The sequence below is a fragment of the Acinetobacter sp. ANC 4654 genome, assembly GCF_002135425.1.
GTDB classification, from domain to species: Bacteria; Pseudomonadota; Gammaproteobacteria; order Pseudomonadales; family Moraxellaceae; genus Acinetobacter; species Acinetobacter kyonggiensis.
This window is the reverse complement of the sequence record NZ_NEGL01000010.1, coordinates 47,408-71,308: the sequence shown is the minus strand read 5'-3', so window position 1 is coordinate 71,308 and position 23,901 is coordinate 47,408. Positions and strand designations below refer to the sequence as shown.

Genomic DNA, 23,901 nt, shown 5'->3' with positions numbered 1-23,901 from the left:
TTGTTATAAACCCTTGTAGCACTACAAGGGTTTTTTTTCGAGGTTGATCTCATGTCACTGTTACGCCGTTGGTTTGATCCACTTCGATCGCGCTGGTTTTACCAAAAACCGATGCGTCAAGTGGTATTATCTACGGAACATGGTTTAACTATTCACTTACGTTTAGATGATGTGTATAGCTATTTGGCTGTACAGCAGTTACCTGAGCTTGAGGAAATTTTGAGTGATGAACTCAAACCTTTAAAAGTGATCATTTCTAGCCAAAAGGCAGAACCTCCCAATGATATGTCACAGGTGGAGTGGCAAAACTACTGCTTAAACGATGCACAAATTTTGTCTAAACAGCACCGTTTTAGTTTTCATGAGACCCCCGAACAACCGCCCGCTGAAGCCATCCAACAAGCAGAAACCATCCTTCGCAACACGCCACTCCGTGGACAAGATTTCCTGTATTTACTCGAAGATGTCTTTCATATGCTGTGGCAAAAGCAGTATGGCAAATTACGTACTTTATATGCGATGGCCAGTCGACATCATCCAGTGCAAGATTTTCCAGAACGTATTTTTAACGATGATGCTGTACTGGCCAGTTATTTTGAGTTGAGTGATCGTAAATATCATGCAGTCGATGATTTACTGCGATTGGTACGCCGTTTAAAACAGCAAAAACAATTAACGGGAAACCCCATTTTCCTAATCAACCATATTGATTGGCGTGAGCATCTGATTAGTGATGCTGAGGAACTGAATGAAATTCAAGCCTTAGATCCTGAATTGGATTTATATATTGCACTTGAAGATCCGATTTCATGGCTATTGTTGGCTTATATTAAAGAAGAGTTGGCCAATTATTATAATATTCAACTGAATGTCTATCCGCTTTCTTATCATGGACGTGACTTATTTGATTGGAGTTTGGCGACGCGTCTTTCAAAACGTACAGAAGTAACCTTTACCCCATTTTGCCGTCCGACCCAGCCTGCAACTTGTGCGATGGCACAGTTGTTTTATAGTGTGCCGGAAGAGCAACGTGTTGAGGCAATGTATCGTATTTTACAAGCGGTATGGACCAAAGGGCAGGACATGTCATTCAAAGCCCATTTTGAGCAGCTCAAGCGTGATTTGGACATTAATGAGTTAACCCCTGAAGATATTACTGCCAAACTGAAAGAAAATGACATACTCTGTGAAATGAAATCACAGCCTGATTTTCCAGTACTTGAACTGCGTATTAAGGGTCAAAGCTATGTCTTTAATAGTTTGTACCGAGTCTGGATGATTGAAAGTATTTTTAGTAATGTTTTAGAAGACCAATATAAAAGTGAAAATGATGATAGCAACGATGAAGAAAGAAAAATGTGAGTCTTTAGAACAAGCGCGTGAAAAGATTGATGTCCTTGATACGGCACTGATTGAAATCATTGCCACGCGTCAATTTTATGTGGATCAAGCTGTCCGTTTTAAGAAAAGTGTGCAGGATGTTCAATCCCCCGAGCGTGTCGAACAAGTGATTAACAAGGTCCGTGCCCAAGCCATTGCATTGGGAACAGATCCAGATTTGGTTGAACACTTATATCGAGAAATGATCCAACGTTTTATTCAAAGGGAATTGAAAGAAATTCGCCCTTAAACGGATCATTTAAATCACGTTTTAGAGTCCCCATTGTAATTCTAAGTCAGTAATTGTATTGGCAACCAATTGGTACTCATATTTTTTGCAAGCCGTCCATAATTGCATAAAATCGGCACCTAAATATTGTTGAAGAACGGCATTTTTTTCAAAGAGTTTTAATGCCTCAAGTTGATGATTCGGCAAGAATGTTCTTGCATCATGCGATTTCATTTCATGGCTTGCTTTGGGTAATTGAAGGGTATCGTGGGTTAAGCCATGTAACACACCTATCAAGATCATACTTATACATAAATAGGGATTCGCATCGGCACCCGCAACCCGATATTCTAAACGACAATTTTCTGGATCTGCACAGGGCAGTCGAATAGCAACATTGCGATTATTCACGCCCCAATTGGCTTCTAAAGGCACATGCTGCGCAAATTGAAAGCGGCGGAAAGAATTAATATTCGGTGCCAGAATGGCCATGGATGCAGGCATTAATTGAATGAGACCAGCAATCATTTGCCCCATGCGTTGATTGGGCTTTTTAAGCTCATCCATTGCACAGATGTTTTGTTGAAATTGATTCAGAACACTCATGTGAAAGTGCAAGCCACTGCCAGCACTCAACACATTGGGTTTTGCCATAAAGCTGGCATTTAAACCTTGCATGCTGGCACTCTGTTTCACAATACGTTTAATCGCCATCATATCATCACAGAGTTTTAAGAGATCTGCGCTGTGTTGAAGATTAATTTCGAATTGACCCGATGAACTCTCTGCAACAATTGCAGTGATCTGGATATTTTGTTTTTTAGCTTCGATTTCAATGTTTTCTAATACGGTTTGATAACGGCTAGGGGCATCCACATCAAAACATTGCGTTTGCCCCATTTTGTGTTCGGGATGGCTTGGTTTTGCATATAAATAAAATTCGATTTCTCCTGCCATAACAGGAAAATAATTCATTTGATTTAAGCTTAACAGGATTCTTTTTAAGATGTTTCTGGGTTCAAATTTGCAGTCTGCACCATTGTCAGATTTCATGCTTAAATAGATTTGCCCATGTTTTTCGGATTGGTTGGCGCAAGGACGTAAAGAGCCTAAAATGGGCAAGCAAAGATGATCTGGTTCCCCAATATATTTTCCAAGCCCACTTTCTTCAATCACTTTACCTTCTAAACTCATGGCGTAAATTGATAACGGAAAATAACAACCCTTAGAGAGATTTTTCAGGCTTTTGATATCAATTCTTTTACCACGCAGATGACCATTTAAATCATGCAGGCAAATATCAATATGCTCGGTCGCAGGGTATTTATTTAAATATTGATCCACTTCTAGTAAGAATAGATCAGCATCTTGAGATTCCAAATAAAGCGTATTGGTTGAACTTGAAGCTGGATGATAAAGCGGCATATTCATATTTTTAACATCGCTGTTGAGATCAAAAAAGTATAGAAATATTGATCTCAACAGTAACGTAAAAAGAGCGTAAATTTTTCATCATCAAAATACAGAAATATGGCGGACAGCCTCAAGCAAAGATTGAGGCTGCCTTCCAAAAACAATGATTTTCCTCTTAGCACGCTTCACCTAGCATAGCGTTCACAGTTTAAAGAGTGCAGCGCATATGGTTGGGTTTGTGATTGGGGTATTTGCACTTGCAGGGATGATCAAAGGAACCATTGGTTTAGGTTTACCCGCTGTTGCTATGGGCTTACTCACGCTGTTTATCAGTCCTTTTCAAGCTGCCACTTTACTGATCGTTCCTTCAATGGTCACCAATGTCTGGCAACTGTTTGCAGAAGGGCATGTTCTACGATTGGTTCGCCGTTTCTGGTCGTTATTGATCGGTATTATCGTGGGTTCGATCTGGAGTGTGTTTCCGACTTTAGGTCATGGTGAATTCCAAAGTGAAGCCTTGCTGGGAGGGATGCTTACCCTATATGGTCTGTACGGTCTATTTGCTAAAAAAATGCCCAATTTGGCACCTTATGAAAAATGCTTATCTCCTGTGATTGGCTATCTAGGGGGGGCGTTAACGGTGGCAACGGGTGTGATCGTGATTCCCGTGGTGCCTTTTTTGCAATCCTTACATTTAAAACGTGATGATCTGGTGCAATCTTTAGGTTTGGCTTTTACGGTTTCAACTCTTTGCTTGGCTGTGTTTCTACAGCAAAACCCCATCGAAGCTATGCCATTCGACTATAAAATGGCTTTGATTGCATTATTACCAGCACTCGTTGGCATGTGGTTAGGAACGAAACTTCGCTATCGTATTCCTGAGCAAAAATTCCGTAAAGTGTTCTTTGGGGGCTTGGTCATTTTGGGTGGCTATATGGTGCTGCATCAGTTTGGCGTGATTTGAAAATGCCTGCTTAATAAGCTGAGCAAGTCGTCTAAATAGACAATTTAGACTTTTTTGACAGTAAAAACTGACTGAAGTGCTGATAGGAAATAGGCAGCTGGTCAAAGTTTTTTGCTGCCAATAACAGCTTACGGTTCGCCCATTCTCCCGTTAATTCAATGTGATGTAATGGGTAAGTAGAATTTAAACGGCGTGCCGCCCGTTTCGGGATAATGGCAATGCCGACACCATTGGCAACCACTTGTGCAATGGCGGCAAAATTGGGCAAGCGTAAACGATACTGAATGGCATAACCTAATAATTTGGCTTGAGTTTCAATGGATTGTTGGAGGGAATGATAGGGCATTAAACCGACAAAGGGATAATGGATCACCTCTGCCAGTGGCAACTGGGTTTTGTGCTTTAATTCATGCTGGATGGGGCAAATTAACACTAAGGGGTCATCGCTAAATTCTAAAGTTTGTAAATGTTCTGAATTAAAAAAACTTGAGATTAAGCCCAATTGTGCTGTGCCTTTGTCTAAGCTTTGAATAATGTCATTGCTTTCCGCTTCTTTTAAATCAATCTGTATATTCGGATTTTCGACCAGATAGGGCGGTAATAATAAAGGCAGATATTCACTTTGCGCGGATGAATTACACCACAGTGTGATTTGTGAAGGTATGCCTTCGGCATATGCTGCCATAACCTGTTGTAACTGATGGCTTTGCTGGATCATTAACTGTGCCTGTTCGGCAAAAGTTTGTCCTGCAATGGTTAATTTGACACCAGAGGCATGGCGAGTAAACAAATTGACCAAAAACTGTTGTTCGAGTTTTTTAATCCGTTCACTGGCGGCTTGTACAGAAAGAGCAGAGCGCTCAGCACCTTTGGTGAGACTGCCTGTGTCGACAATATTTAAGAACAGCTGTAGGTCAAAAAAGTCGAGGCGCATGTGCTGTGTCATCTCAGTGAAATTGATCTCATCATACTAAAAATTGCTCAAGGTCAAACATAAAAAAAGCAGCCTGTCGGCTGCCTAAAAATGGGGATTTATCGTTATGATTTATCGGCCAAGCTAAAGAACCAGTTTAGAATCAGTGCTGCAAAAGTTGCTGTACCAATACCACCGAGGTTAAAGTTACCGAATTGTAGTGCAAAGTCACCTGTACCTAAAATAATGGTTACCGCAGCCACCATTAAATTTTTGTTTTTCGAGAAATCGACTTTATTTTCAATCCAGATTTTCGCACCAGCAATGGTGATTAAACCAAAGACCACAATTGAAGCACCAGTTAAAATTGCCGTCGGAATGGTGTGAATAACCGCACCAAATTTTGGTGAAAGACCTAAGAAAATAGCGAAGACACCAGCAATAACAAAGACAATGGTGGAATACACACGCGTCACTGCCATCACACCAATATTTTCACCATAGGTGGTCATCCCTGGTGCACCAACACCGCCAGACAAGGTGGTTGCAATGCCATCAGCCACAAAGGCTTTACCAATCTGTGGATCCAGATTTTCACCCGTCATTGCACTGACTGCTTTAATATGACCTAAATTTTCAGCCACTAAAATTAAAGCAATGGGTGCAATAATCAGCATCGCATTAAAATCAAATACAGGAGAATGGAAAGTGGGAACACCAAACCATGAGGCTTGTTGAATCGGGGTGAAATTAATTGCAGTCCCATAACCCATGACATTGGAAACAATGTAATAAATTAAATAAGCTGAAAGCAGACCCACCAACAATAATAAACGCTGTAATAAGCCTTTGCTGAATACGGCAATCGAGCCCATACAGAGTACGGTGACTAGTGACATCCACATATTAAAATTATTACCAGCCACACCTTTAACCGTTACGGGTGCAAGATTTAAACCGATAATCATGACCACTGCGCCCGTGACTACTGGAGGCATGAGTTTTTCAATCCAGTTGGTGCCTGTGGCCATGACAATAAAACCGAAAATGGCGTATAACACGCCACACGCCATGATGCCGCCAGCAGCTAAAGCAATATTGGCATTTGGGGCACCTGTGCCTGAAGCCGCATAACCTGTGGCTGCAATCACCACGCCAATAAAGGCAAAACTTGAACCTAAATAACTCGGTACACGACCACCTGTAACCAAGAAAAACAGAATGGTACAAATTCCTGACATTAAAATTGCCAGATTGGGGTCAAAACCCATCAAGAATGGTGCAAGGACTGTTGCACCAAACATGGCAAAGGCATGTTGTATGCCCAATACAACACTTTGTGCAGGAGGGAGGTATTCATTTGTACCTACAGGACGGGCTTCGATATTGCCTTCATATGGGCGCCAGTTGGGGAACCAATTGGACATAAAATGAGCACTCTAAAAACAAATTGAGCACATCATACTCTTGTTTTTGTAAGATTTAAGCTATGCAACTCTACTTTTATTAAAATTAATCTGCTGACTTTTTTAGTTATTTTACCAAATGGTAAATGTTTTTTTACTTAAAATTAAAGTTAAATCATGTAATTAATTTGGCTGATTATTGTTGGAGTAATGAATAATTTTTTTTATGATGCTTATCAAAAAAGATGATTTATTTTGCCAATTGCCGCTGAAAGATAAAAAGCACATCTAAAGATGTGCTTTTTTGCATGATGAGCTTTGAAGGGTTAACCAGTATTGCGTAATCCTGCTGCAATTCCAGCAATGCTGACCATCAGTGCGTGGTCGACAGGGGTATGTTCTGCCTGACATTCTGCCAAATAACGACGACGACGTTTCATCAGTTCAGCTTGCAATAAATGTAGCGGTAACAAATAAGGTTTGCGCACTTTCATGGATTGATCCAGCACATCATTGCTGCTGAGCAGTTGCGATTCACCTTTTAACGCCAATAAGGTTTGTACCGCATCTTTTAAGCGTTGACGCAGTTGTTCACCCAATATTTTTAAATCTTCATCATCGGTTAAATGCGATTCATAATATAAAGCAACATGGCTATCGGCTTTAGACAACACCATTTCCAACATATCAATCAGGGTTTGGAAGTAGGGCCATTGTTGCAACATTTCATCAAGTAGTGGTTTTTGCCCTTGATCAAGCACTTGATTAATGGCTGCACCTGTCCCGAGCCAAGCGGGAAGCATTAAGCGAATTTGTGTCCAAGCAAAAACCCAAGGAATGGCACGTAAAGATTCAATCCCACCACTGACTTTACGTTTGGCTGGGCGCGAACCGAGTGGTAACATTTGTAATTCAAGTTCAGGGGTGACGGTACGTAAATATTTCACAAAATGTGGATTTTCACGCACGGTTTCACGATACACCTGTACCGATAAATCGGTCATACGATGCATCAAGTCGCGCCATTCATCTTTAGGCACGGGTGGCGGCAGTAAGGTGGCTTCCAAAGTCGCTGCGGTATAAATCTCTAAATTTTGTAGCGCAATGCCTTCAAGTCCAAACTTAAAGCGAATCATTTCCCCTTGTTCGGTGACCCGAATGGCACCGGAAATAGATCCCGGTGGTTGGGAAAATAATGCTTGTTGTGTCGGTGCACCGCCGCGACTGATTGAGCCACCGCGACCATGAAACAGGGTTAATTGCACCGCATGTTTTTGCGCCACAGCGGTAAGTTCTTCCTGTGCACGATATTGCGCCCAGTTGGCAGACATAAAGCCTGCGTCTTTGGCAGAGTCTGAGTAACCAATCATGACTTCATGCTTGCCTTGAATATGCTGTTTGTACCAATGCATATTGAACAAGGTGTTCATGGTGTCGGCTGCGCCATCTAAGTCTTTTAATGTTTCAAACAAAGGCACGACGCGGAGTGGATGTTTAATGCCGGCTTCTTTTTGTAGCAATAACACCGCCAAAACATCACTTGGATATTCCGCCATGGAAATAATATAGGCGCCTAAACTTTCTTCAGGCTGTTCCGCCAAAGTTCGCATGGTGGCAAACACTTCTTGTACATCGGGATGTTCAATCAGGCTTTGTTTGGGTTCATTTAAATGCTTAGGCAGTAATGGGCGTTTGCTTTGTAATTCTTGCAATAAGAAATTTTGGCGTGCTTGTTCAGTCCATGTTTCAAAATTGCCTAAGCCTAAATATTCGGTAATGGCAGAAATGGCTTGACGATGACGACCCGACTCCTGACGAATATCCAATTTTAGCAATTCAATGCCAAAACAATTGACCCGATGAATAAAATCGAGCAGTTTGCCATTGGCAATTTCAGGCAAGTTACTGGCAATCAGGGAACGGTAGCAGAGTAATAAAGGCTGTAATAATTCATCTTTGCTTTTGATGACCAAACTATCATCGGCCTCAAGTCCTTGCAGTTTTTGCGCCAACCAGTAGTGCGTGGCTTTTAAGCGTTCGCGCGTATCACGTAAATACTCACGGTATGGCTCTGGGTGCTTGTGTCCAAGTGCCTGTAGAAGTTCATCACTACAGTTCTGAATCGACAGTTCCCAACGTAAAGCTTCAATGTCACGTAAGTACAAATCTGCTGCTTTCCAGCGTGACAGCCAAAGCACTTCTTGGGTAATGTTATGCGTGACATTTGGGTTGCCATCACGGTCACCGCCCATCCAAGAGGCAAACCGAATGGGTGCAATGGTTAAAGGTAAGCGTTGACCGCAGTGATCTTGCACCATTTCATCCAGTTCACGAATAAACTTGGGTACAGCATTCCACAGGGTTTGTTCTATGGTGGTGAAGCCCCATTTTGCTTCATCGACAGGTGTTGGACGATGTTGACGAATTTCATCAGTTTGCCATGCAGAACAAACCAGTTGTTTTAATTCTTCTAAGATGGCTTTACGTTCGCGCGGTGTGAGTTTTTGTTGATCCGCTTTAAACAGACATTCATTAATGCCGTCATATTTTTGAATTAAGGTGCGACGGCTGACTTCAGTCGGGTGCGCAGTGAGTACCAACTCAATGTTCAGTTCACAAATTTGCTGAAAAAGCGTATCTGAGGAAATATCATGGTCTTTGAATTTTTGGAACAGATGATCGAGTGGATTGGGTGACGGTGCATGTTCATCAAATTCACTTTTACGACGGCTGCGAACCACATTGTACTGTTCGGCAATATTGGCAAAATTCAGAAAATGGGTAAATGCACGCGTGAGCGGAAGAATTTCATCATCTTCTAAACTAAAGAACAGTTGTTCCAGTTGTTTTTCTGCTTCAACCTGACCATCTCGAGCACCCTTCGACAGCGCACGAATTTGTTCGACCTGATTAAACAAATCTTGTCCTGCATGTTCCTTTAAGGTTTCCCCCAAAAGATTACCGAGTAAGCGCACATCTTCACGCAGTGGAGCATCAATTTGTTGAATCATTTTTCACTCTCCGATTCTTGTTATTTCGACTATATCGTGAAATGCCTACATTCCTAGTAGGGGCAGACAAAAGTAGGTCATGTTTTGCTGAATTAATCCGCGATCTACTGCAATGAGTATGCCTGAACCTGTGCTGCTGCGTTATTTAGAATCTTAATATTACCGTGTCATACTATATTTCATCAGAAATAGATCAATACTGGCGCAAATAATTTGCTGTTTTTCGTCTAGCGTAGGGACAGCACGAATACCGAGCAGGACTTCATGATGACGCATCCCGAGTAATAAAGACAAAATCAGCAAAGTTAAGCTTTTTAAGCTTTCGGTGCGAATAAACCCGAGTGTAATTGCTTGCTGAAAAAAGTCTTCCCAAATTGCATTCATCCGCAGATGGGATGCATCGTAAAATTTCTGTGCCAGTGGATTTTGTTCAGCCGCAAGCTCCAGCAATAACAATTCTAATTTAATGGCTTCGGGTAAATTGACAATATTCAGTGCTAATGCACAGAGCTGTGTAAATTCTTTTTTAAAATCACTGTCCGCATATAGGTTTAATGGGCGCGTACTGATGGATTCTTCGCAGGTTTTTTCAATTGCACAGGTAAATAAATTGGCTTTATCTTGAAAGTGATTGTAGATGGTCAGCTTGGTGACACCTGCTTCTTGTGCAATTTGATTCATGCTTGAGCCATGATAACCACATTTTAAAAATACGGATTTTGCCGCAGTTAGAATTTGCTGATGTTTCTCTAAGTCTTTCGGGCGACCGACATGTGTTTGCACAATTTTTTCCAAAAAAAATCAAGAAAGGTCATTGATTTGACCCTGAAATCATAATTAATGTACCACTGAGTATATTAATTAAAAAATAATCAATTTAAGATACTCCTTATTTTGCCTTAAAAATCATTTTTAAATAAGAGCGAACTTCATGAGCATAAGTAAGACAGTTGTTGCCAGTATGATCATCGTTTGCAGTGTGACCTTATGGGGATGCAGCAAGGATGTAGCCGAAACAGAACAAATTCCGTTGGTGATGGTGACTCAACCCAATAGTACCCATAACGACCAAAAAAGCTATGCAGGAGATGTACAAGCACGCCAACTGACGGCTTTAGCCTTTCGGGTGGGGGGACAAATTATTGAACGTTATGTCGATGTGGGGGATCAGGTCAAGGTGGGGCAAGTATTGGCAAAATTGGATGTTCAGGATGCGCAACTACAACTCAATGCGGCGAATGCTCAACTGGAAAATGCTCAATCAGCGGCAAAAAATGCAGAAGATGAACTGAAACGCTTTAAGCAATTACTGCCGATCAATGCGGTCAGTCGTTCGCAATATGATGCAGCAGACAACCAGTATAAATCAGCCATGGCGGCCTTAAAGCAAGCGCAATCTAATTATGAAGTCAGTCGTAATCAAACGGGTTATAACCAATTGCTGGCAAATAAAAATGGCGTGATTACCGCACGGAATATTGAAGTCGGGCAGGTGATTGCTGCGGGTCAAGCCGCGTATCAAGTGGCGATTGCAGGAGATCGTGACGTGGTGATTGGTGTGCCTGAACAAGCCATTGCAGAGATTAAAGTCGGTCAAACGGCATGGGTCACTTTATGGTCCAAACCTGAAGATAAATTTGCAGCTTATGTGCGTGAAATTTCACCCGCAGCAGATCAATCGCGCACCTTTAGTGTCAAGGTGGCTTTGCGCGAAGGCAATGCAGCCATTCAACTGGGGCAAAGTGCGCGCGTATTTTTTAATCAGTTACAGCACAATGTCTTGAGCGTACCGTTATCGAGTGTTTCTGCCAATGATCAACAAGCCTATGTTTGGGTGGTGAAAAAAGATCAGACCATTCATAAAGTACCCGTAAGTTTAGGCGCTTATGGTCGTGATAGCGTGCCAGTATTATCGGGTTTAAATGCTACGGACTATGTGGTGGTTGGTGGTGTGCATCTATTGCGTGAAAAACAAAAAATTCAGCCGATTAACCGTGAAAACCGTGCTGTGAAAATTCAGGCAGGAGCGCCATCATGAAGCCAGACCACAAGGCAGCTATGAATTATAACTTGTCGGAATGGGCACTGAAAAATAAAGGTTTAATTCTTTATTTTATGTTGCTGTTGGCAATCGTTGGAATCGTGTCTTATTCCAAGCTTGCACAAAGTGAAGACCCGCCTTTTACTTTTAAGGTGATGGTGATTCAAACCTATTGGCCAGGTGCAACAGCCAAAGAAGTGTCATTACAGGTCACTGACCGTATTGAAAAAGAACTCATGAGTACGGGCAATTATGAACGGATCATGGCGTATTCGCGTCCCGGTGAATCGATGGTGACCTTTGTCGCGAAAGATTCATTACGTTCGAGTCAAATTCCAGATGTGTGGTATCAAGTCCGGAAAAAAGTCGGCGATATCAAACAGCAACTACCCAGTGGTGTACAAGGGCCTTTCTTTAATGATGAGTTTGGCGATACCTTTGGTAATATTTACGTCTTAACAGGCAAAGATTTTGACTACGGCATATTAAAAGAATATGCCGACCGTTTACAGCTACAACTGCAACGGGTGAAAGATGTCGGTAAAGTCAATTTGGTCGGTTTGCAAGACCAAAAAATCTGGATTGAACTGTCCAATACCAAAGCCACGCAACTGGGTATTCCAGTGACGGCAATTCAACAAGCATTGCAACAACAAAATGCGGTGGCCAGTGCTGGGTTCTTTGAAACCGGCACAGACCGTATTCAAATGCGCGTTAGTGGTCAGTTGCAAAGTGTCGATGAACTGAAAAAAATGCCGCTTTTGGTGGCAGGAAAAACCATTCAATTGGGTGATGTTGCTGAAGTCTATCGTGGCTTTAGTGAACCCGCGCAGCCGCGTATGCGTTTCATGGGTGAAAATGGCATTGGTATTGCCGTCTCCATGCGTAAAGGTGGAGACATTCTAGCGCTTGGTAAAAACTTAGAAACAGAATTTGCCCAGTTACAAAAATCGTTGCCTTTGGGCATGGAGCTGAAAAAAGTTTCCGATCAACCTGTGGCGGTGAAACGCAGCGTCAATGAATTCATGAAAGTATTGGCTGAAGCGGTGGTTATTGTATTACTGGTCAGTTTCTTTTCACTGGGTTTCCGTACTGGTTTAGTGGTGGCATTTTCAATTCCACTGGTACTTGCCATGACCTTTGCAGGCATGCATCTATTTGATGTTGGTCTACATAAAATTTCATTGGGTGCACTGATTTTAGCACTCGGTTTATTGGTCGATGATGCCATTATCGCCATTGAAATGATGGCAATTAAGATGGAGCAGGGCTATAGCCGTTTAGAGGCCGCTGGATTTACCTGGAAAACCACGGCTTTTCCGATGCTGACTGGAACCTTAATTACCGCAGCAGGCTTCTTGCCGATTGCCACCGCAGCATCGAGTACAGGTGAATACACGCGTTCTATTTTCCAAGTGGTGACCATTGCTCTAATTGTGTCATGGTTTGCCGCAGTTCTTTTTGTGCCGTATTTAGGTGACAAATTACTGCCTGATTTTAATCACTTGCCAGAAAAAGCACCGTGGCATCAGCGTTTATGGGCACGTCTACGTAAACAACCTGAACCCAAACCTGTGTTGCATCATGTGGGTGAGCATCATGATCCTTATCAAACCAAGTTCTATCAAACGTTTAGAGGATGGGTAAATACCTGTATTACTTACCGTAAAACGGTCATTGCGACCACCGTGGGTATTTTTGTGTTGTCGGTCTTGATGTTTAAAATGGTGCCGCAACAGTTCTTTCCAGCATCGAACCGTGCAGAAATTTTGGTCGACTTAAAGCTAGAAGAAGGCGCATCTTTAACTTCAACGGAAAATGCAGTGAAGAAGGTCGAAAAATTCTTGTCGACCAAACAGGGCATTGATAACTATGTGGCGTATGTTGGCACAGGTTCAACCCGTTTCTATTTACCCCTCGATCAACAATTGCCGCAGGCCAGTTTTGCCCAATTTGTGGTGTTGGCTTCATCTTTAGATGACCGTGATGAAATTCGCCAATCCTTAGATCAAGAAATTCGTAAATTACTGCCTGATGTTCGGACGCGCGTATCGTTGTTAGAAAATGGCCCACCTGTGGGTTATCCATTGCAATACCGTGTTTCAGGTGAAGATCAGGATTTAGTCCGTCAATGGGCACACAAAGTTGCAGCCGTGATTGGCGATAATCCGAATACCAGCAACGTACATTTGGATTGGGGTGAGCCAAGCAAAATTATTCATTTAAATATTGATCAAGATCGTGCCCGTCAAATGGGGGTATCCAGTCTGGATCTGGCAAACTTCCTCAATAGTTCAATTAGTGGTGCCACCATTAATCAGTACCGTGAGAAGCGTGAATTAATTGAAATTCGTTTGCGTGGTGACCAAGCTGAACGGGTCGATGTCGGATCATTATCCAGCTTAGCCGTACCGACTGCCAATGGTGGATCTGTACCGTTGGCGCAAATTGCTAAAATTGAATATAGCTTTGAAGATGGTTTGATTTGGCATCGTAACCGCTTACCGACCATTACGGTACGGGCGGATATTCGCAGCAAACTACAACCTGCGACCGTGGTGGGGGAGCTGGCTGAAAAAATGGAGCAATTGCGTGCTGAATTGCCCAGTGGTTATTTGGTTGAAGTGGGCGGAACGGTTGAAGAGTCGGCACGTGGACAAAGCTCTGTCAATGCCGGTATGCCCTTTTTCTTGGCTGTGGTGATGACGCTATTGATGATTCAGCTCAAGAGCATGTCACGTGCCATGATTGTGTTATTGACTGCGCCTTTGGGCTTAATTGGTGTGGTGCTGTTCTTGTTATTGTTTAATAAACCGTTTGGCTTTGTTGCGATGTTAGGAACGATTGCACTGTCGGGCATGATTATGCGCAATTCTTTAATTTTGATTGATCAGATTGAACAAGATATTCAAGCGGGGCATGATCCTTGGTCGGCCATTATTGATGCGACGGCACGACGTTGTCGTCCGATTGTGCTGACGGCATTGGCTGCGGTCTTGGCCATGATTCCGTTATCGGGCAGTATTTTCTTTGGTCCAATGGCTGTGGCGATTATGGGCGGATTAATTGTTGCGACCCTGTTGACGCTGTTCTTCTTACCTGCATTGTATGCACAATGCTTTAAAGTGAGAAAAAATACCGAGAGTCACTAAATTTGTGACAATAATGAGGTGCGAAATATTGAAAATTTCAATATAGTAGCACCTTACATTGTTATACATTTCTCTAAAGCAATTTACTGCAGATTAAAAAACTAAGCGTGCAGTAAATGGGGTTAAAATGCACATGAAGCAAGACAACTTAAGCCGACTTCGCCGTTCTATTGCGATTTCTTATGTCTTCATGTTTTTCGCTTTATTTACTGTGGTTAGTGGTGTATTTGCATACTGGTATGCGCGTAAAATCACACAAGTAGACAATGTGGAAGTCTGGTTGCAAGCTCAAGCATTGTGGGTCATGCGTAATATTGTGATTTATGCCATTTTGGTTTTTTTTGCTGCACTGTGGTTTATTCCACTCATTTTCTTTTATTGGGATAGCGCACTTTGGGTCACCGGTTGTACCGTTGCTGGTGTGGTATTCTCACTTATCGCCTTTTTGTTTTTGCTTAATGCATGGCTTAAAGGTCTATCTCGCTTTGTCAAAAATAAAGCTGTTTTCTAATCGAACTCAACTTTTTTACACCATCCCCCTTGTAAAATTTGGATTGACCCCCAATTTCAGTCCACAGTTAAGTATTAATGAAATTCCGTGAGGAGCATCGCCAGACATGGCTAAACGTGATTATTATGAGGTTTTGGGCGTCGCTAAAACCGCTAGTGATGATGAAATTAAAAAAGCCTACCGTAAGTTGGCGATGAAATATCATCCAGATCGTAACCCAGACAACCCTGAAGCTGAAGATAAATTTAAAGAAGCTGCTGAAGCTTATGAAATTTTATCGGATGGCGAAAAACGCAGTATGTATGACCGTATGGGGCACAGTGCCTTTGAAGGTGGTATGGGCGGCGGCGGTGGCGGCTTTGGTGGTGGTGGTTTCAGCGCAGAAGATATTTTTAGCCAATTTGGCGATATCTTTGGTGGCGCTTTTGGTGGCGGCGGTGGACGTGGTCAACAACGCGCACGTCGTGGATCCGACCTTCGCTACGTCATGGAACTGACCCTTGAAGAAGCGGTTAAGGGCGTGAAAAAAACCATTACCTTTACTGCACCTGCACCATGTGATGCGTGTGATGGTAAAGGTTCAAAAAATCCTAAAGATGTTCAAACTTGTCCGACCTGTCATGGTGCGGGTCAAGTGCGTATGCAACAGGGTTTCTTCTCTGTACAGCAAACCTGTGGCAGCTGTCGTGGTCAAGGCACCATCATTAAGAACCCATGTACGAAATGTCATGGTTCTGGTGTGTCTGATCGTCAACAAACGCTTGAAGTGACGATTCCTTCAGGCGTAGACAATGGCGACCGCGTCCGCTTAACGGGCAAAGGCGAAGCCATTCGTGATGGCCAGTCTGGTGATTTGTACGTCGAAGTTGTCGTGCGTGAACATGAAATTTTCCAACGTGATGGCGCAGACCTATATATGGATGTGCCAGTGAGCATTGCTGATGCTGCGTTGGGTAAAGAAATTGAAATTCCGACACTGGAAGGTCGTGTCAGTTTGAAAATTCCTGAGGGAACTCAAACTGGCAAAATGTTCCGCTTACGTGGTAAAGGGGTTAAACCTGTACGTACCAGTATGCAAGGTGATTTACTCTGCCGCATTGTGGTTGAAACACCAGTGAATTTAACCGCGCGTCAACGTGAGTTGTTAAAAGAATTGCAAGACACGATGGATGGTGATGACAATAAATCATCACCGAAGAAAAAATCATTCTTTGGTTTGTTTGATTAATTCAAATCATCAAGATGTAAAAAAGGGGAATATTCAATATTCCCCTTTTTTATGCCCGCTTCATCGGTTATTTAATGATGGGCTGATCAATGGTATTGACATCGACCATTTGCGCCGCTGCTTCGTCAGTCGATACTTGCTTGGTCATTGCCTGAGTATTGTCCGCTTGAGTGGCTGTAGTGCTACGAGTCTGAAGACTGATTTTGACTTGCGACAAGCTTTCTACCGTATCTCCCGCTTGAATTGCAGGTTCTGCCCAAGCCGTGGTCACGAGGGTTGCCATAAAAACAGTTAACGCGATTTTTTTCGAATGCATCCTGATCTCCTTATAATTCATCTTTTTATCATTCGTGCTGCGTAGTCTGCGTCGCGATGTTTACAATCAGATGAAAATAAGCGGCCAAAAGCATTTATTTTTTCAGGCTGAAATCGGTATACCTGATCTATTGGGTTGATGCCACGCTTGCTGCATTTCATTGAGTATGGATTTCAAAATAAGTCGGCTGAATTGATCTATTTTCGATGAAATATTTAGCCTTGCAACTTAGTCTGCGTACAGAGTTTTGCTATAGTAAGAACAATTTAGAAGCAACATTAGGAATATGTTATGTCAGCAGCTCCACGCATTGGTGTATTGGGTGCAGGCGGTCGTATGGGACGCATCCTTATTCAGGCAGTCCATGAGGCAGGTTATCAACTTGCAGCCGCAGTTGAACGCCCTGAAAGTAGCTTGATTGGTACAGATGCAGGCGAGCTTGCAGGGATTGGTGCAGTGGGTGTCAAGGTGGTGGGTCAGCTACAAGATGTCTTAAAAGACTGCGATGTGGTGGTTGATTTTACTGCGCCAGTGGCGACCCAACAGCATTTAAAATTGTGCCGTGAAGCGGGTGTTGCGATTGTAATTGGCACCACAGGGATGAACGATGAACAAAAAGCATTTCTGAATGAAAGCGCAACGCAAACCCCTGTAGTGTATGCAGCGAATTATTCAGTGGGTGTAAATGTATCAATTAAACTGCTAGAACTTGCATCAAAAGTTTTTGGTGACACTGTTGATATTGAAGTGATTGAAGCGCATCACCGTCATAAAGTCGATGCACCGTCAGGTACTGCACTGATGATGGGTGAAGCGATTGCAGGGGCTTTGGGTCGTGATCTTAAAGAAGATGCCGTGTATTGCCGTGAAGGTCATACGGGTCCGCGTGAACGCAAAAGCATTGGTTTCCAAACCATTCGTGGTGGCGACATTGTTGGCGAGCACACCGTAATGTTTATTGCAGATGGTGAGCGGGTTGAAATTACCCACAAAGCTACCAATCGAATGAACTTTGCTGCGGGTGCGATACGCGCTGCTGCATGGGTGGTTGGCCGTGAAGCGGCTAAATATGATATGAAAGATGTACTTGGTTTTAATGAGATTCAAGTATAAAAATTCAGCAAAATCATTTATAACAAGTTAACAAAATTAAAATAAGAAGTTCAATGGAATGAAAAAAGTGATCTTGATGACTTGTGCTGTAGCAATGTTTGCTACAGCACAGGCTAAACCGCTTGATAATGCTAAGCTCAGTATGAATAAAAACAATATTAAAGTTTGGACTTATCAGAATAGTCAAAACCCCGTCTTTTTATACAAAGCCGAAACCATCTACGACACACCTTTAGAAAAAGCCGTTGGGCTGATTTTAGATGTCGATCATGCGGTAAAATGGGTGCCGTATATGGGCAGCGTTAAAGTCCTGTCACGTGATGATAAAAAAGGCGAATTTTTATTGTATATGGTGCTCGACTTTCCTTTTCCACTGAAAGACCGTGATTTAGTGGTACAAGGCAAAATGGTCAAAGATGCTCAAGGTGTGATTAGCATTAAAAATAAAGCCATTGATAAAGGCTATGCCAAAAATCCAGATTATGTCCGCTTGACCCATTATGAAGGAGATTGGAGCTTTCAAAAATTAGCCAATAATAAAGTCAAAGTCTCGACTTATGGCTATGCTAACCCTGAGGGTTCGATTCCTTTAACTTTTGTGAATATGTTTGTGCAACAACAACCCTATCAGATGCTCCAGAAAATGAAGCTAGAATTGGCTCAACGGAGCAGCATTCCTGCTTTGCCCGAAGCCTTGCGTTAAGGTTAAAAATTAAAAAAGTCCGCAGCATGCGGACTTTTTTCTCACCACCATGCAATCAGCATTGTTGATAGTGCAACGCTTTGAGGGCTGCCAGTTTCATTTGAATCAGTAGCAAAACAAGCGCAATCAGACTCAGTCCCGCTCCGACAAATGAAACAGCGCTATAACTCAACCCCATATTCAGCACACTTGCACCTGCAATCGCGCCCAAAGCATTGCCTAAGTTAAATGCACCCACATTCACCGAAGAAGCGAGACTTGGTGCATCATAGGCGACTGACATGACGCGCATTTGCAGGGGCGGAACGACCGCAAAAGCCGCTGCGCCCCAAATGATTAAGGCCAGTGCAGCACCGAAGCTGGTGGTGGCTAACAGTGGGAACAGCAACATCATTAGCATCAGGAGCAGTAAAAAACCGATCAAGGTTTTATCTAAGGACAGATCGGCACATCTTCCACCCAAGTAATTTCCAATTGAAAAACCTAGACCAATGAAAACTAACATTAGGGTAATGAGTTCAGGTGAAGCATGGATCAAGGCTTTTAAACTGGGTGCAATATAGGTGTATAACGCGAACATTGCTCCTGCACTCATCACCGTGGTCAATAATGCCAAGACAACAGGCAAACGGGTTAAGACTTTAAGCTCTTGTTTGATATTGGGCTGATGACTGGCTGTGCCTTCAGGTAAGGCTTTCCACAAGGCAAGCATGGTGATGAGACCCAGAAATGAGATACCCAGAAAAGACATGCGCCAGCCCAGATGTTGTCCAACCCAAGTGGCGAGGGGAACACCACCAATATTGGCAATGGTCAGTCCCATAAACATCATGGCGACAGCACTGGCTTGTTTATCTTTGGATACAACACTGGCAGCCACCACTGAACCAATGCCGAAGAATGCGCCGTGGTTTAAACTGGTGATGATTCGTGCCCCCATCAGTCCCAAATAATTCGGTGCGAGCATGGCCAAAATATTGCCAATGCTAAAAATAGCCATCAATAAAATTAAGGATTGACGTTTTGGGTAGCGACTCAGCCACAACGTGATGAAAGGTGCAGCCAACATGACCCCAAAGGCATAAGCACTAATCAGCATGCCAGCACGTGGAATAGAAATATTGAAGTCTTGGGCAATTTCAGGCAAAAAGCCCATCGGGGAAAACTCGGTGGTGCCAATGGCAAAGGCACCAATGGCAAGCGCCAGTAACGGAAAATTAATTTTCATCAGTGGGTCTTCATTGCATAGCGCTGCAACTTTTGCTGTATTTGCATCAATTTGCGCTGTATTACAACGCTATAACTGACTGCAAATGCTGTTTTCATGGCATCGATCACCATTTGTCCAGCGCAGTGAAATTTCATAACACCCGATTGGGGAACCCTCATGTTTGACTCAATCTTTAGTTTTTTAAGATGGGGGTATTTTGATGATTTTATTGTTGCTAAAAAATGCGCTAATTTGCAAAATATTATTGACGAGAAATCAATAAATGGATGGAAGATGAAATCGACCATTGAAGAATTACATGCCTTTGTCACGATTGTGGATAGTGGCTCGATTGTGATGGCAGCAGAGCGTTTAGCACAAACCACATCTGGGGTGAGCCGTGCTTTACAACGCCTTGAGAATAAACTGCATGTGACCTTACTGGAACGCACCACGCGTAAATTGAAACTCACGCAAGAGGGACAATTATTTTTAGATCGAGCACGTAAAATTTTAAATGATTTAACCGAAGCCGAAGATGCTTTATTAAAGTCAGATACCGACACCGCTGGGCTGATTCGAGTCGATTCAGCGACACCGTTTGTCCTGCATGTGATCGTGCCATTGATGGGTGAATTTATGCAGCTTTATCCCAATATTGAAATCGAATTGAACAGTAATGATCAAATTATCGATTTGTTGGAACATAAAACGGATGTTGCAATCCGCTTTGGGCAGCTGAATGATTCAAGTTTACATGCCAGATTATTATGTAAAAGTCGTTTGTACATTGTCGCCAATCCTGAATATTTAGCCAATCATGGCGACCTGAAAATGCCCAGCGATATTTTAAAGCATGCGCAAATTGGCTTTAGCAAAGTGAGTCATTTAAATACTTGGCCGATTCGTGTCAATGGCGAACAGTTGACCATTCAGCCCAAAATTAAAGCCTCCAATGGCGAAACCGTACGTCAAATGGCATTGGATGGTTTAGGCATAACCTGTCTATCTGCTTTTTTAGTGCAGCAAGATCTTCAACAAAAACGACTGGTTGCTTTATTCGAAGACCAAATTGAGCGATATGAACAGAGCATCCATGCTGTCTACTATCAACAAGAACATTTGCCAAAGCGTGTCCGTTTATTTATTGAGTTTTTAGTACAAAAGCTGTCAAATTATCCATCGTTTTCTGGGGAAGCAAATCTAAACTGAGTAAGGTTTGAATTTCTCGCTGTTCGTGATTGAGCAATTTTAATTCAAAATGTTGTGCAGAGCTTTGGCTGCATTGAAAGTTTAAATCCTGCTGTTGAGGCATCAGGGTTCGCATCTCATGGTCTGAACTGACGTGATATTGATACAGACGTTGTGCTGATGTTTGGTGCAACGTGGGTTGAATATGCTGCAATTGGTATTGCCCCAGTTGCTGAGTTTTTAAAAAACCTTCAATTAAAGACTTACAAATAAAGTGCTGTTTTTGTGCCAAGGCATTGCTCGGTTGAGGTTGGCAAGCTATTAATAAAAAACCAATACTCAAGATGGCTGTACTGTATTGCATTATTTTCATGTAGGACTCCTTTTATGCTGATGGACGGTAAATGCAGCATAAATCTGTTATCTTGATAGATACAGATACACAGAATGCTAAAAAATGAGTACAGATGAATGACATTTCAATATCAAATATTGGCAGAACAAATTGCCGATAAAATTCAGCAAGGTGAATTAGAAGCAGGGCAACGCTTAATTTCGCTACGGCAATGTGCCGAGCAGCAAAATGTCAGTATCAATACCGTCAAAAATTGCTATGAATTATTAGAAGCACAAGGGCTGGTCTTTGTGAAAAATAAGTCAGGCTATTTTGTCAGTGCAGAAAAATCGGTGGTACAGCATACTCAGCGTCCGACCCATCCAGATTTTCAATCTCAGCCCCGAGATGTGTCTAATTTAGAACTACAAATAAAGATTCAAGAAGCCTCGATCAATAATAAATTAATTCATTTGGGGGCCATTCAAATCTCGCCTAATTTAGTTCCCGTCGAAGCTTTACGCCGTTCCATTCAGCGCGCTTTAAAGCATAGCAAGCCTGAAGATTTTTTATATAGTGATAAGCAAGGACATATTCGCTTACGAGAAGCCTTATCTGAACATTGGGCAGAAGATGGTTTTTATATTGCGAAGAATGATATTTATATCAGCAATGGTTGCATGCCTGCATTGTCAGTGATGATTCAAAGTCTGACCGAAATAGGCGATAGCATTATTGTACCTACGCCTAACTTTAATGGTCAGTTACAACTGTTGGCGACTTTAAAGCGTAAAATTGTAGAAATTCCAGCGGATAGCAATGGATTTGATTTAGCACGTTTAGAACAGGCTATGCAAAGCTCAGGTGCAAGGGTCTGTTTGCTAACGGTTAATTATCAAAATCCTTTGGGCTTTTGTTTAAGTAATACTGAAAAAGAAAAAATTGCACAGTTGGCAGCGCAGTATCAATGTTATGTGATTGAAGATGATATTTATGCCGAATGTAGTTTTAGTTTAAAACGCCCCCTGCCGATTCAATATTGGGACCGACAAGGCTATGTGATTTTCTGTGGATCGGTGTCTAAATCGTTGTCACCAGCGTATCGTGTCGGTTGGTTCTGTATTCATTCGCGTTTGCAGCATCTCAGAGCAAAAATCATGATGCTGAATGTTTCTGTGAATACGCCTTTGCAAGTGGGTTTAGCCGACTTAATTTATAGTCGTGCTTATCGTGAACATTTAACCACGCTCAAACCCATTCTTATGCTACAGGTTGAACAGTATCGACAATTCATCATTACTGCTTTTCATCAGGTGGATATTGGTTTAAATCAACCCCGTGGTGGTTATGCACTCTGGGTTCAATTGCCTGAGCAAATTGATGGTTTAGAGATGTATCATTTTGCGCAACAGCAAGGGATTAATATTGTCCCCGGTGAGGTCTTTGGTGAAGATGGACGCTATAAGAATTGTATTCGCTTAAATGCGGGGCATGAATTGTCAGATGAAATTCGTGATGCGATTGTGCTCTTGGCGGATTGGACCAGAGCACAATTAACATCGGCACAGGTTGCTTAAATTTCCCAGAACAAAGTAGGGTATGGCTGGACTGATTTTGCCTGATAGTGTCATTAGTTGAAGTGTTTTATCTAAAGCTTTGGTCTTTGCCGAATTCAAAGTCACAACGTATTTTGTGGCTTTGAATATCTGGCGTACATTTCAAATCAAAGGCAGCAGATCTGCTGCCTGAGGCTATTTTTCTAAAAATCAGCTTTTAACACGATGCGGTAACGCGCTTTACCTGAATGCAAATGTTGCAGTGCTGCATTTAATTCTGACATTGGAAAGACTTCAATTTGCGGTGCTATATTTTTCCGTGCTGCAAATTTTAATAATTGACGTAATGCAGCAGGTGAACCGGTTGGTGAGCCTGTAATAGATTTCGAACCGCCAATTAAACTACCCGCATTAATTTTCAGGGGTTCAAGGACTAAGCCTAACATGTGAATAGCGCCATTTGGTGCCAGTGTGCTAATAAAGGCAGGCCAATTGAGCGTGACATTGACTGTGCTGAGCAGTAAATCGAACTTGCCACGCTGTGCTTTGATGGCATCAAGATCACGGCTATTGACCACATGGTCTGCACCCATGGCTTTAAGCTCGTCAGTTTTATCTAAACTTGAGGTAAATGCAGTAATTTCACAGCCCCACGCTTTGAGTAATTTAATCGCCATATGCCCTAAACCCCCAATCCCAATCACGCCTACATGGTGAGTCGCTTGAATTTGATGTTTTAAAATCGGGTCAAATACGGTAATCCCCCCGCAGAGCAGTGGACCGGCACTTTCTGGATCTAAATCTTCGGGTAAGGGAATCACCCATTGCCAGCCAGCACGTACTTTGTCGGCAAAACCACCCGCATGTCCAACAATCGTTGCAGTTGAACCACCTGTACAAAGGACCTGTTGTCCTGAAATACACGGATCACAGTACTGACAACTTTCTGCTGTCCAGCCAATACCAACACGCTGTCCTACTTTTAGCCCTTTGGCTTCTGAACCGAGCTGCGTGATGATGCCAATAATTTCATGCCCTGCGACCACAGGATAAACTGAAGAATTCCATTCATTATTAATCACCGAAACATCAGAATGGCATAAACCGCAGTATTCAACTTGGACTTCAACTTGGTGGGCTTGTAACTCTCCCGCATCAAACTGATAGGGCTCAAGTGCTGCACCCGCTTGCATGGCGGCATAGGCATGGATGATATTGTCATTCATGGTG

General features: G+C 42.6%; 20 protein-coding genes. 11 read left to right on the top strand and 9 right to left on the bottom strand.

Annotated features, from left to right (window positions below):
* The first annotated feature begins 51 nt into the window (after positions 1-51).
* On the top strand, positions 52-1,362 hold the full coding sequence (locus tag B9T24_RS14735) for a hypothetical protein (protein WP_086166465.1): 1,311 nt from the start codon (positions 52-54) through the stop codon (positions 1,360-1,362).
* The gene (locus tag B9T24_RS14730) at positions 1,343-1,630 is read left to right on the top strand and encodes a chorismate mutase (RefSeq protein ID WP_086166464.1); all 288 of its coding nucleotides are present in this window, start codon (positions 1,343-1,345) and stop codon (positions 1,628-1,630) included. Before B9T24_RS14735 ends, B9T24_RS14730 begins: the two co-directional genes overlap by 20 nt.
* 21 nt (positions 1,631-1,651) lie before the next feature.
* Here B9T24_RS14730 and B9T24_RS14725 read toward each other — a convergent pair whose 3' ends face one another.
* Positions 1,652-3,034 carry a glutamine synthetase family protein gene (locus tag B9T24_RS14725; RefSeq protein ID WP_228145735.1) on the bottom strand — a complete coding sequence of 461 codons (1,383 nt, stop codon included), beginning with the start codon at positions 3,032-3,034 and terminating at the stop codon, positions 1,652-1,654.
* A gap of 214 nt (positions 3,035-3,248) precedes the next feature.
* On the opposite strand from B9T24_RS14725, the gene B9T24_RS14720 reads away from it, so the two are divergent.
* Positions 3,249-3,986 (top strand): sulfite exporter TauE/SafE family protein, encoded by a 738-nt coding sequence (locus tag B9T24_RS14720; protein WP_086166462.1) that lies wholly within the window; start codon positions 3,249-3,251, stop codon positions 3,984-3,986.
* A gap of 31 nt (positions 3,987-4,017) precedes the next feature.
* Here B9T24_RS14720 and B9T24_RS14715 read toward each other — a convergent pair whose 3' ends face one another.
* From B9T24_RS14715 to B9T24_RS14700, 4 genes are all read right to left on the bottom strand, one after another.
* Complete coding sequence (locus B9T24_RS14715) at positions 4,018-4,920, bottom strand: LysR family transcriptional regulator (protein WP_086166479.1); 903 nt, start codon at positions 4,918-4,920, stop codon at positions 4,018-4,020.
* Positions 4,921-5,024: 104 nt separating this feature from the next.
* The gene (locus B9T24_RS14710) at positions 5,025-6,326 is read right to left on the bottom strand and encodes a solute carrier family 23 protein (protein WP_086166461.1); all 1,302 of its coding nucleotides are present in this window, start codon (positions 6,324-6,326) and stop codon (positions 5,025-5,027) included.
* 305 nt (positions 6,327-6,631) lie between these two features.
* On the bottom strand, positions 6,632-9,316 hold the full coding sequence (gene ppc, locus B9T24_RS14705) for a phosphoenolpyruvate carboxylase (protein WP_086166460.1): 2,685 nt from the start codon (positions 9,314-9,316) through the stop codon (positions 6,632-6,634).
* Between the two features lie 159 nt (positions 9,317-9,475).
* Positions 9,476-10,099, bottom strand: coding sequence for a TetR/AcrR family transcriptional regulator (locus B9T24_RS14700; protein WP_086166459.1), 624 nt, complete (start codon positions 10,097-10,099; stop codon positions 9,476-9,478).
* A gap of 148 nt (positions 10,100-10,247) precedes the next feature.
* Between B9T24_RS14700 and B9T24_RS14695 the strand changes: the two genes are divergently transcribed.
* The 4 genes from B9T24_RS14695 to dnaJ all read left to right on the top strand — a co-directional run bounded on the left by B9T24_RS14695 (position 10,248) and on the right by dnaJ (position 16,248).
* Positions 10,248-11,354, top strand: a complete 1,107-nt coding sequence (locus B9T24_RS14695; protein WP_086166458.1) for an efflux RND transporter periplasmic adaptor subunit — start codon at positions 10,248-10,250, stop codon at positions 11,352-11,354.
* A 20-nt stretch (positions 11,355-11,374) separates the two neighbouring features.
* Entirely contained in the window at positions 11,375-14,509 is a 3,135-nt protein-coding gene (locus B9T24_RS14690) for an efflux RND transporter permease subunit (protein WP_086166478.1), read from the top strand.
* Positions 14,510-14,642: 133 nt separating this feature from the next.
* Complete coding sequence (locus B9T24_RS14685) at positions 14,643-15,020, top strand: hypothetical protein (protein ID WP_086166477.1); 378 nt, start codon at positions 14,643-14,645, stop codon at positions 15,018-15,020.
* Positions 15,021-15,126: 106 nt separating this feature from the next.
* Entirely contained in the window at positions 15,127-16,248 is a 1,122-nt protein-coding gene (dnaJ, locus tag B9T24_RS14680) for a molecular chaperone DnaJ (RefSeq protein WP_086166457.1), read from the top strand.
* 67 nt (positions 16,249-16,315) lie between these two features.
* On the opposite strand, the gene B9T24_RS14675 is transcribed toward dnaJ, so the two are convergent.
* The gene (locus B9T24_RS14675; protein WP_086166456.1) at positions 16,316-16,564 is read right to left on the bottom strand and encodes a hypothetical protein; all 249 of its coding nucleotides are present in this window, start codon (positions 16,562-16,564) and stop codon (positions 16,316-16,318) included.
* Between the two features lie 291 nt (positions 16,565-16,855).
* Between B9T24_RS14675 and dapB the strand changes: the two genes are divergently transcribed.
* Positions 16,856-17,677, top strand: coding sequence for a 4-hydroxy-tetrahydrodipicolinate reductase (dapB, locus tag B9T24_RS14670; RefSeq protein WP_086166455.1), 822 nt, complete (start codon positions 16,856-16,858; stop codon positions 17,675-17,677).
* 58 nt (positions 17,678-17,735) lie between these two features.
* Positions 17,736-18,380, top strand: coding sequence for an START domain-containing protein (locus B9T24_RS14665; protein WP_086166454.1), 645 nt, complete (start codon positions 17,736-17,738; stop codon positions 18,378-18,380).
* A 55-nt stretch (positions 18,381-18,435) separates the two neighbouring features.
* Here the strand turns inward: B9T24_RS14665 and B9T24_RS14660 are convergent, their stop codons facing one another.
* The gene (locus B9T24_RS14660; protein ID WP_086166453.1) at positions 18,436-19,608 is read right to left on the bottom strand and encodes an MFS transporter; all 1,173 of its coding nucleotides are present in this window, start codon (positions 19,606-19,608) and stop codon (positions 18,436-18,438) included.
* Positions 19,609-19,884: 276 nt separating this feature from the next.
* On the opposite strand from B9T24_RS14660, the gene B9T24_RS14655 reads away from it, so the two are divergent.
* The gene (locus B9T24_RS14655; protein ID WP_086166476.1) at positions 19,885-20,802 is read left to right on the top strand and encodes a LysR family transcriptional regulator; all 918 of its coding nucleotides are present in this window, start codon (positions 19,885-19,887) and stop codon (positions 20,800-20,802) included.
* Here the strand turns inward: B9T24_RS14655 and B9T24_RS14650 are convergent.
* Positions 20,735-21,154 carry a hypothetical protein gene (locus tag B9T24_RS14650; protein WP_086166452.1) on the bottom strand — a complete coding sequence of 140 codons (420 nt, stop codon included), beginning with the start codon at positions 21,152-21,154 and terminating at the stop codon, positions 20,735-20,737. The two genes, B9T24_RS14655 and B9T24_RS14650, sit on opposite strands and share 68 nt — an antisense overlap.
* A gap of 98 nt (positions 21,155-21,252) precedes the next feature.
* On the opposite strand from B9T24_RS14650, the gene B9T24_RS14645 reads away from it, so the two are divergent.
* Positions 21,253-22,692: a PLP-dependent aminotransferase family protein gene (locus tag B9T24_RS14645; RefSeq protein WP_086166451.1), complete on the top strand. Its 1,440-nt coding sequence runs from the start codon at positions 21,253-21,255 to the stop codon at positions 22,690-22,692.
* Between the two features lie 182 nt (positions 22,693-22,874).
* On the opposite strand, the gene ahr is transcribed toward B9T24_RS14645, so the two are convergent.
* Positions 22,875-23,897 (bottom strand): NADPH-dependent aldehyde reductase Ahr, encoded by a 1,023-nt coding sequence (gene ahr, locus B9T24_RS14640; protein WP_086166450.1) that lies wholly within the window; start codon positions 23,895-23,897, stop codon positions 22,875-22,877.
* Positions 23,898-23,901: the final 4 nt, after the last annotated feature.

What these genes read in the sequence shown, in the direction of transcription:
- B9T24_RS14650 (WP_086166452.1), bottom strand. Translation starts at nt 21,154, where the DNA reads ATGAAAATAATGCAATACAGTACAGCCATCTTGAGTATTGGTTTTTTA.
- B9T24_RS14710 (WP_086166461.1), bottom strand. Translation starts at nt 6,326, where the DNA reads ATGTCCAATTGGTTCCCCAACTGGCGCCCATATGAAGGCAATATCGAA.
- B9T24_RS14660 (WP_086166453.1), bottom strand. Translation starts at nt 19,608, where the DNA reads ATGAAAATTAATTTTCCGTTACTGGCGCTTGCCATTGGTGCCTTTGCC.
- B9T24_RS14735 (WP_086166465.1), top strand. Translation starts at nt 52, where the DNA reads ATGTCACTGTTACGCCGTTGGTTTGATCCACTTCGATCGCGCTGGTTT.
- ppc (WP_086166460.1), bottom strand. Translation starts at nt 9,316, where the DNA reads ATGATTCAACAAATTGATGCTCCACTGCGTGAAGATGTGCGCTTACTC.
- B9T24_RS14695 (WP_086166458.1), top strand. Translation starts at nt 10,248, where the DNA reads ATGAGCATAAGTAAGACAGTTGTTGCCAGTATGATCATCGTTTGCAGT.
- B9T24_RS14665 (WP_086166454.1), top strand. Translation starts at nt 17,736, where the DNA reads ATGAAAAAAGTGATCTTGATGACTTGTGCTGTAGCAATGTTTGCTACA.
- B9T24_RS14645 (WP_086166451.1), top strand. Translation starts at nt 21,253, where the DNA reads ATGACATTTCAATATCAAATATTGGCAGAACAAATTGCCGATAAAATT.
- B9T24_RS14725 (WP_228145735.1), bottom strand. Translation starts at nt 3,034, where the DNA reads ATGCCGCTTTATCATCCAGCTTCAAGTTCAACCAATACGCTTTATTTG.
- ahr (WP_086166450.1), bottom strand. Translation starts at nt 23,897, where the DNA reads ATGAATGACAATATCATCCATGCCTATGCCGCCATGCAAGCGGGTGCA.
- B9T24_RS14675 (WP_086166456.1), bottom strand. Translation starts at nt 16,564, where the DNA reads ATGCATTCGAAAAAAATCGCGTTAACTGTTTTTATGGCAACCCTCGTG.
- dnaJ (WP_086166457.1), top strand. Translation starts at nt 15,127, where the DNA reads ATGGCTAAACGTGATTATTATGAGGTTTTGGGCGTCGCTAAAACCGCT.
- B9T24_RS14655 (WP_086166476.1), top strand. Translation starts at nt 19,885, where the DNA reads ATGAAATCGACCATTGAAGAATTACATGCCTTTGTCACGATTGTGGAT.
- B9T24_RS14720 (WP_086166462.1), top strand. Translation starts at nt 3,249, where the DNA reads ATGGTTGGGTTTGTGATTGGGGTATTTGCACTTGCAGGGATGATCAAA.
- B9T24_RS14690 (WP_086166478.1), top strand. Translation starts at nt 11,375, where the DNA reads ATGAATTATAACTTGTCGGAATGGGCACTGAAAAATAAAGGTTTAATT.
- B9T24_RS14685 (WP_086166477.1), top strand. Translation starts at nt 14,643, where the DNA reads ATGAAGCAAGACAACTTAAGCCGACTTCGCCGTTCTATTGCGATTTCT.
- dapB (WP_086166455.1), top strand. Translation starts at nt 16,856, where the DNA reads ATGTCAGCAGCTCCACGCATTGGTGTATTGGGTGCAGGCGGTCGTATG.
- B9T24_RS14730 (WP_086166464.1), top strand. Translation starts at nt 1,343, where the DNA reads ATGAAGAAAGAAAAATGTGAGTCTTTAGAACAAGCGCGTGAAAAGATT.
- B9T24_RS14715 (WP_086166479.1), bottom strand. Translation starts at nt 4,920, where the DNA reads ATGCGCCTCGACTTTTTTGACCTACAGCTGTTCTTAAATATTGTCGAC.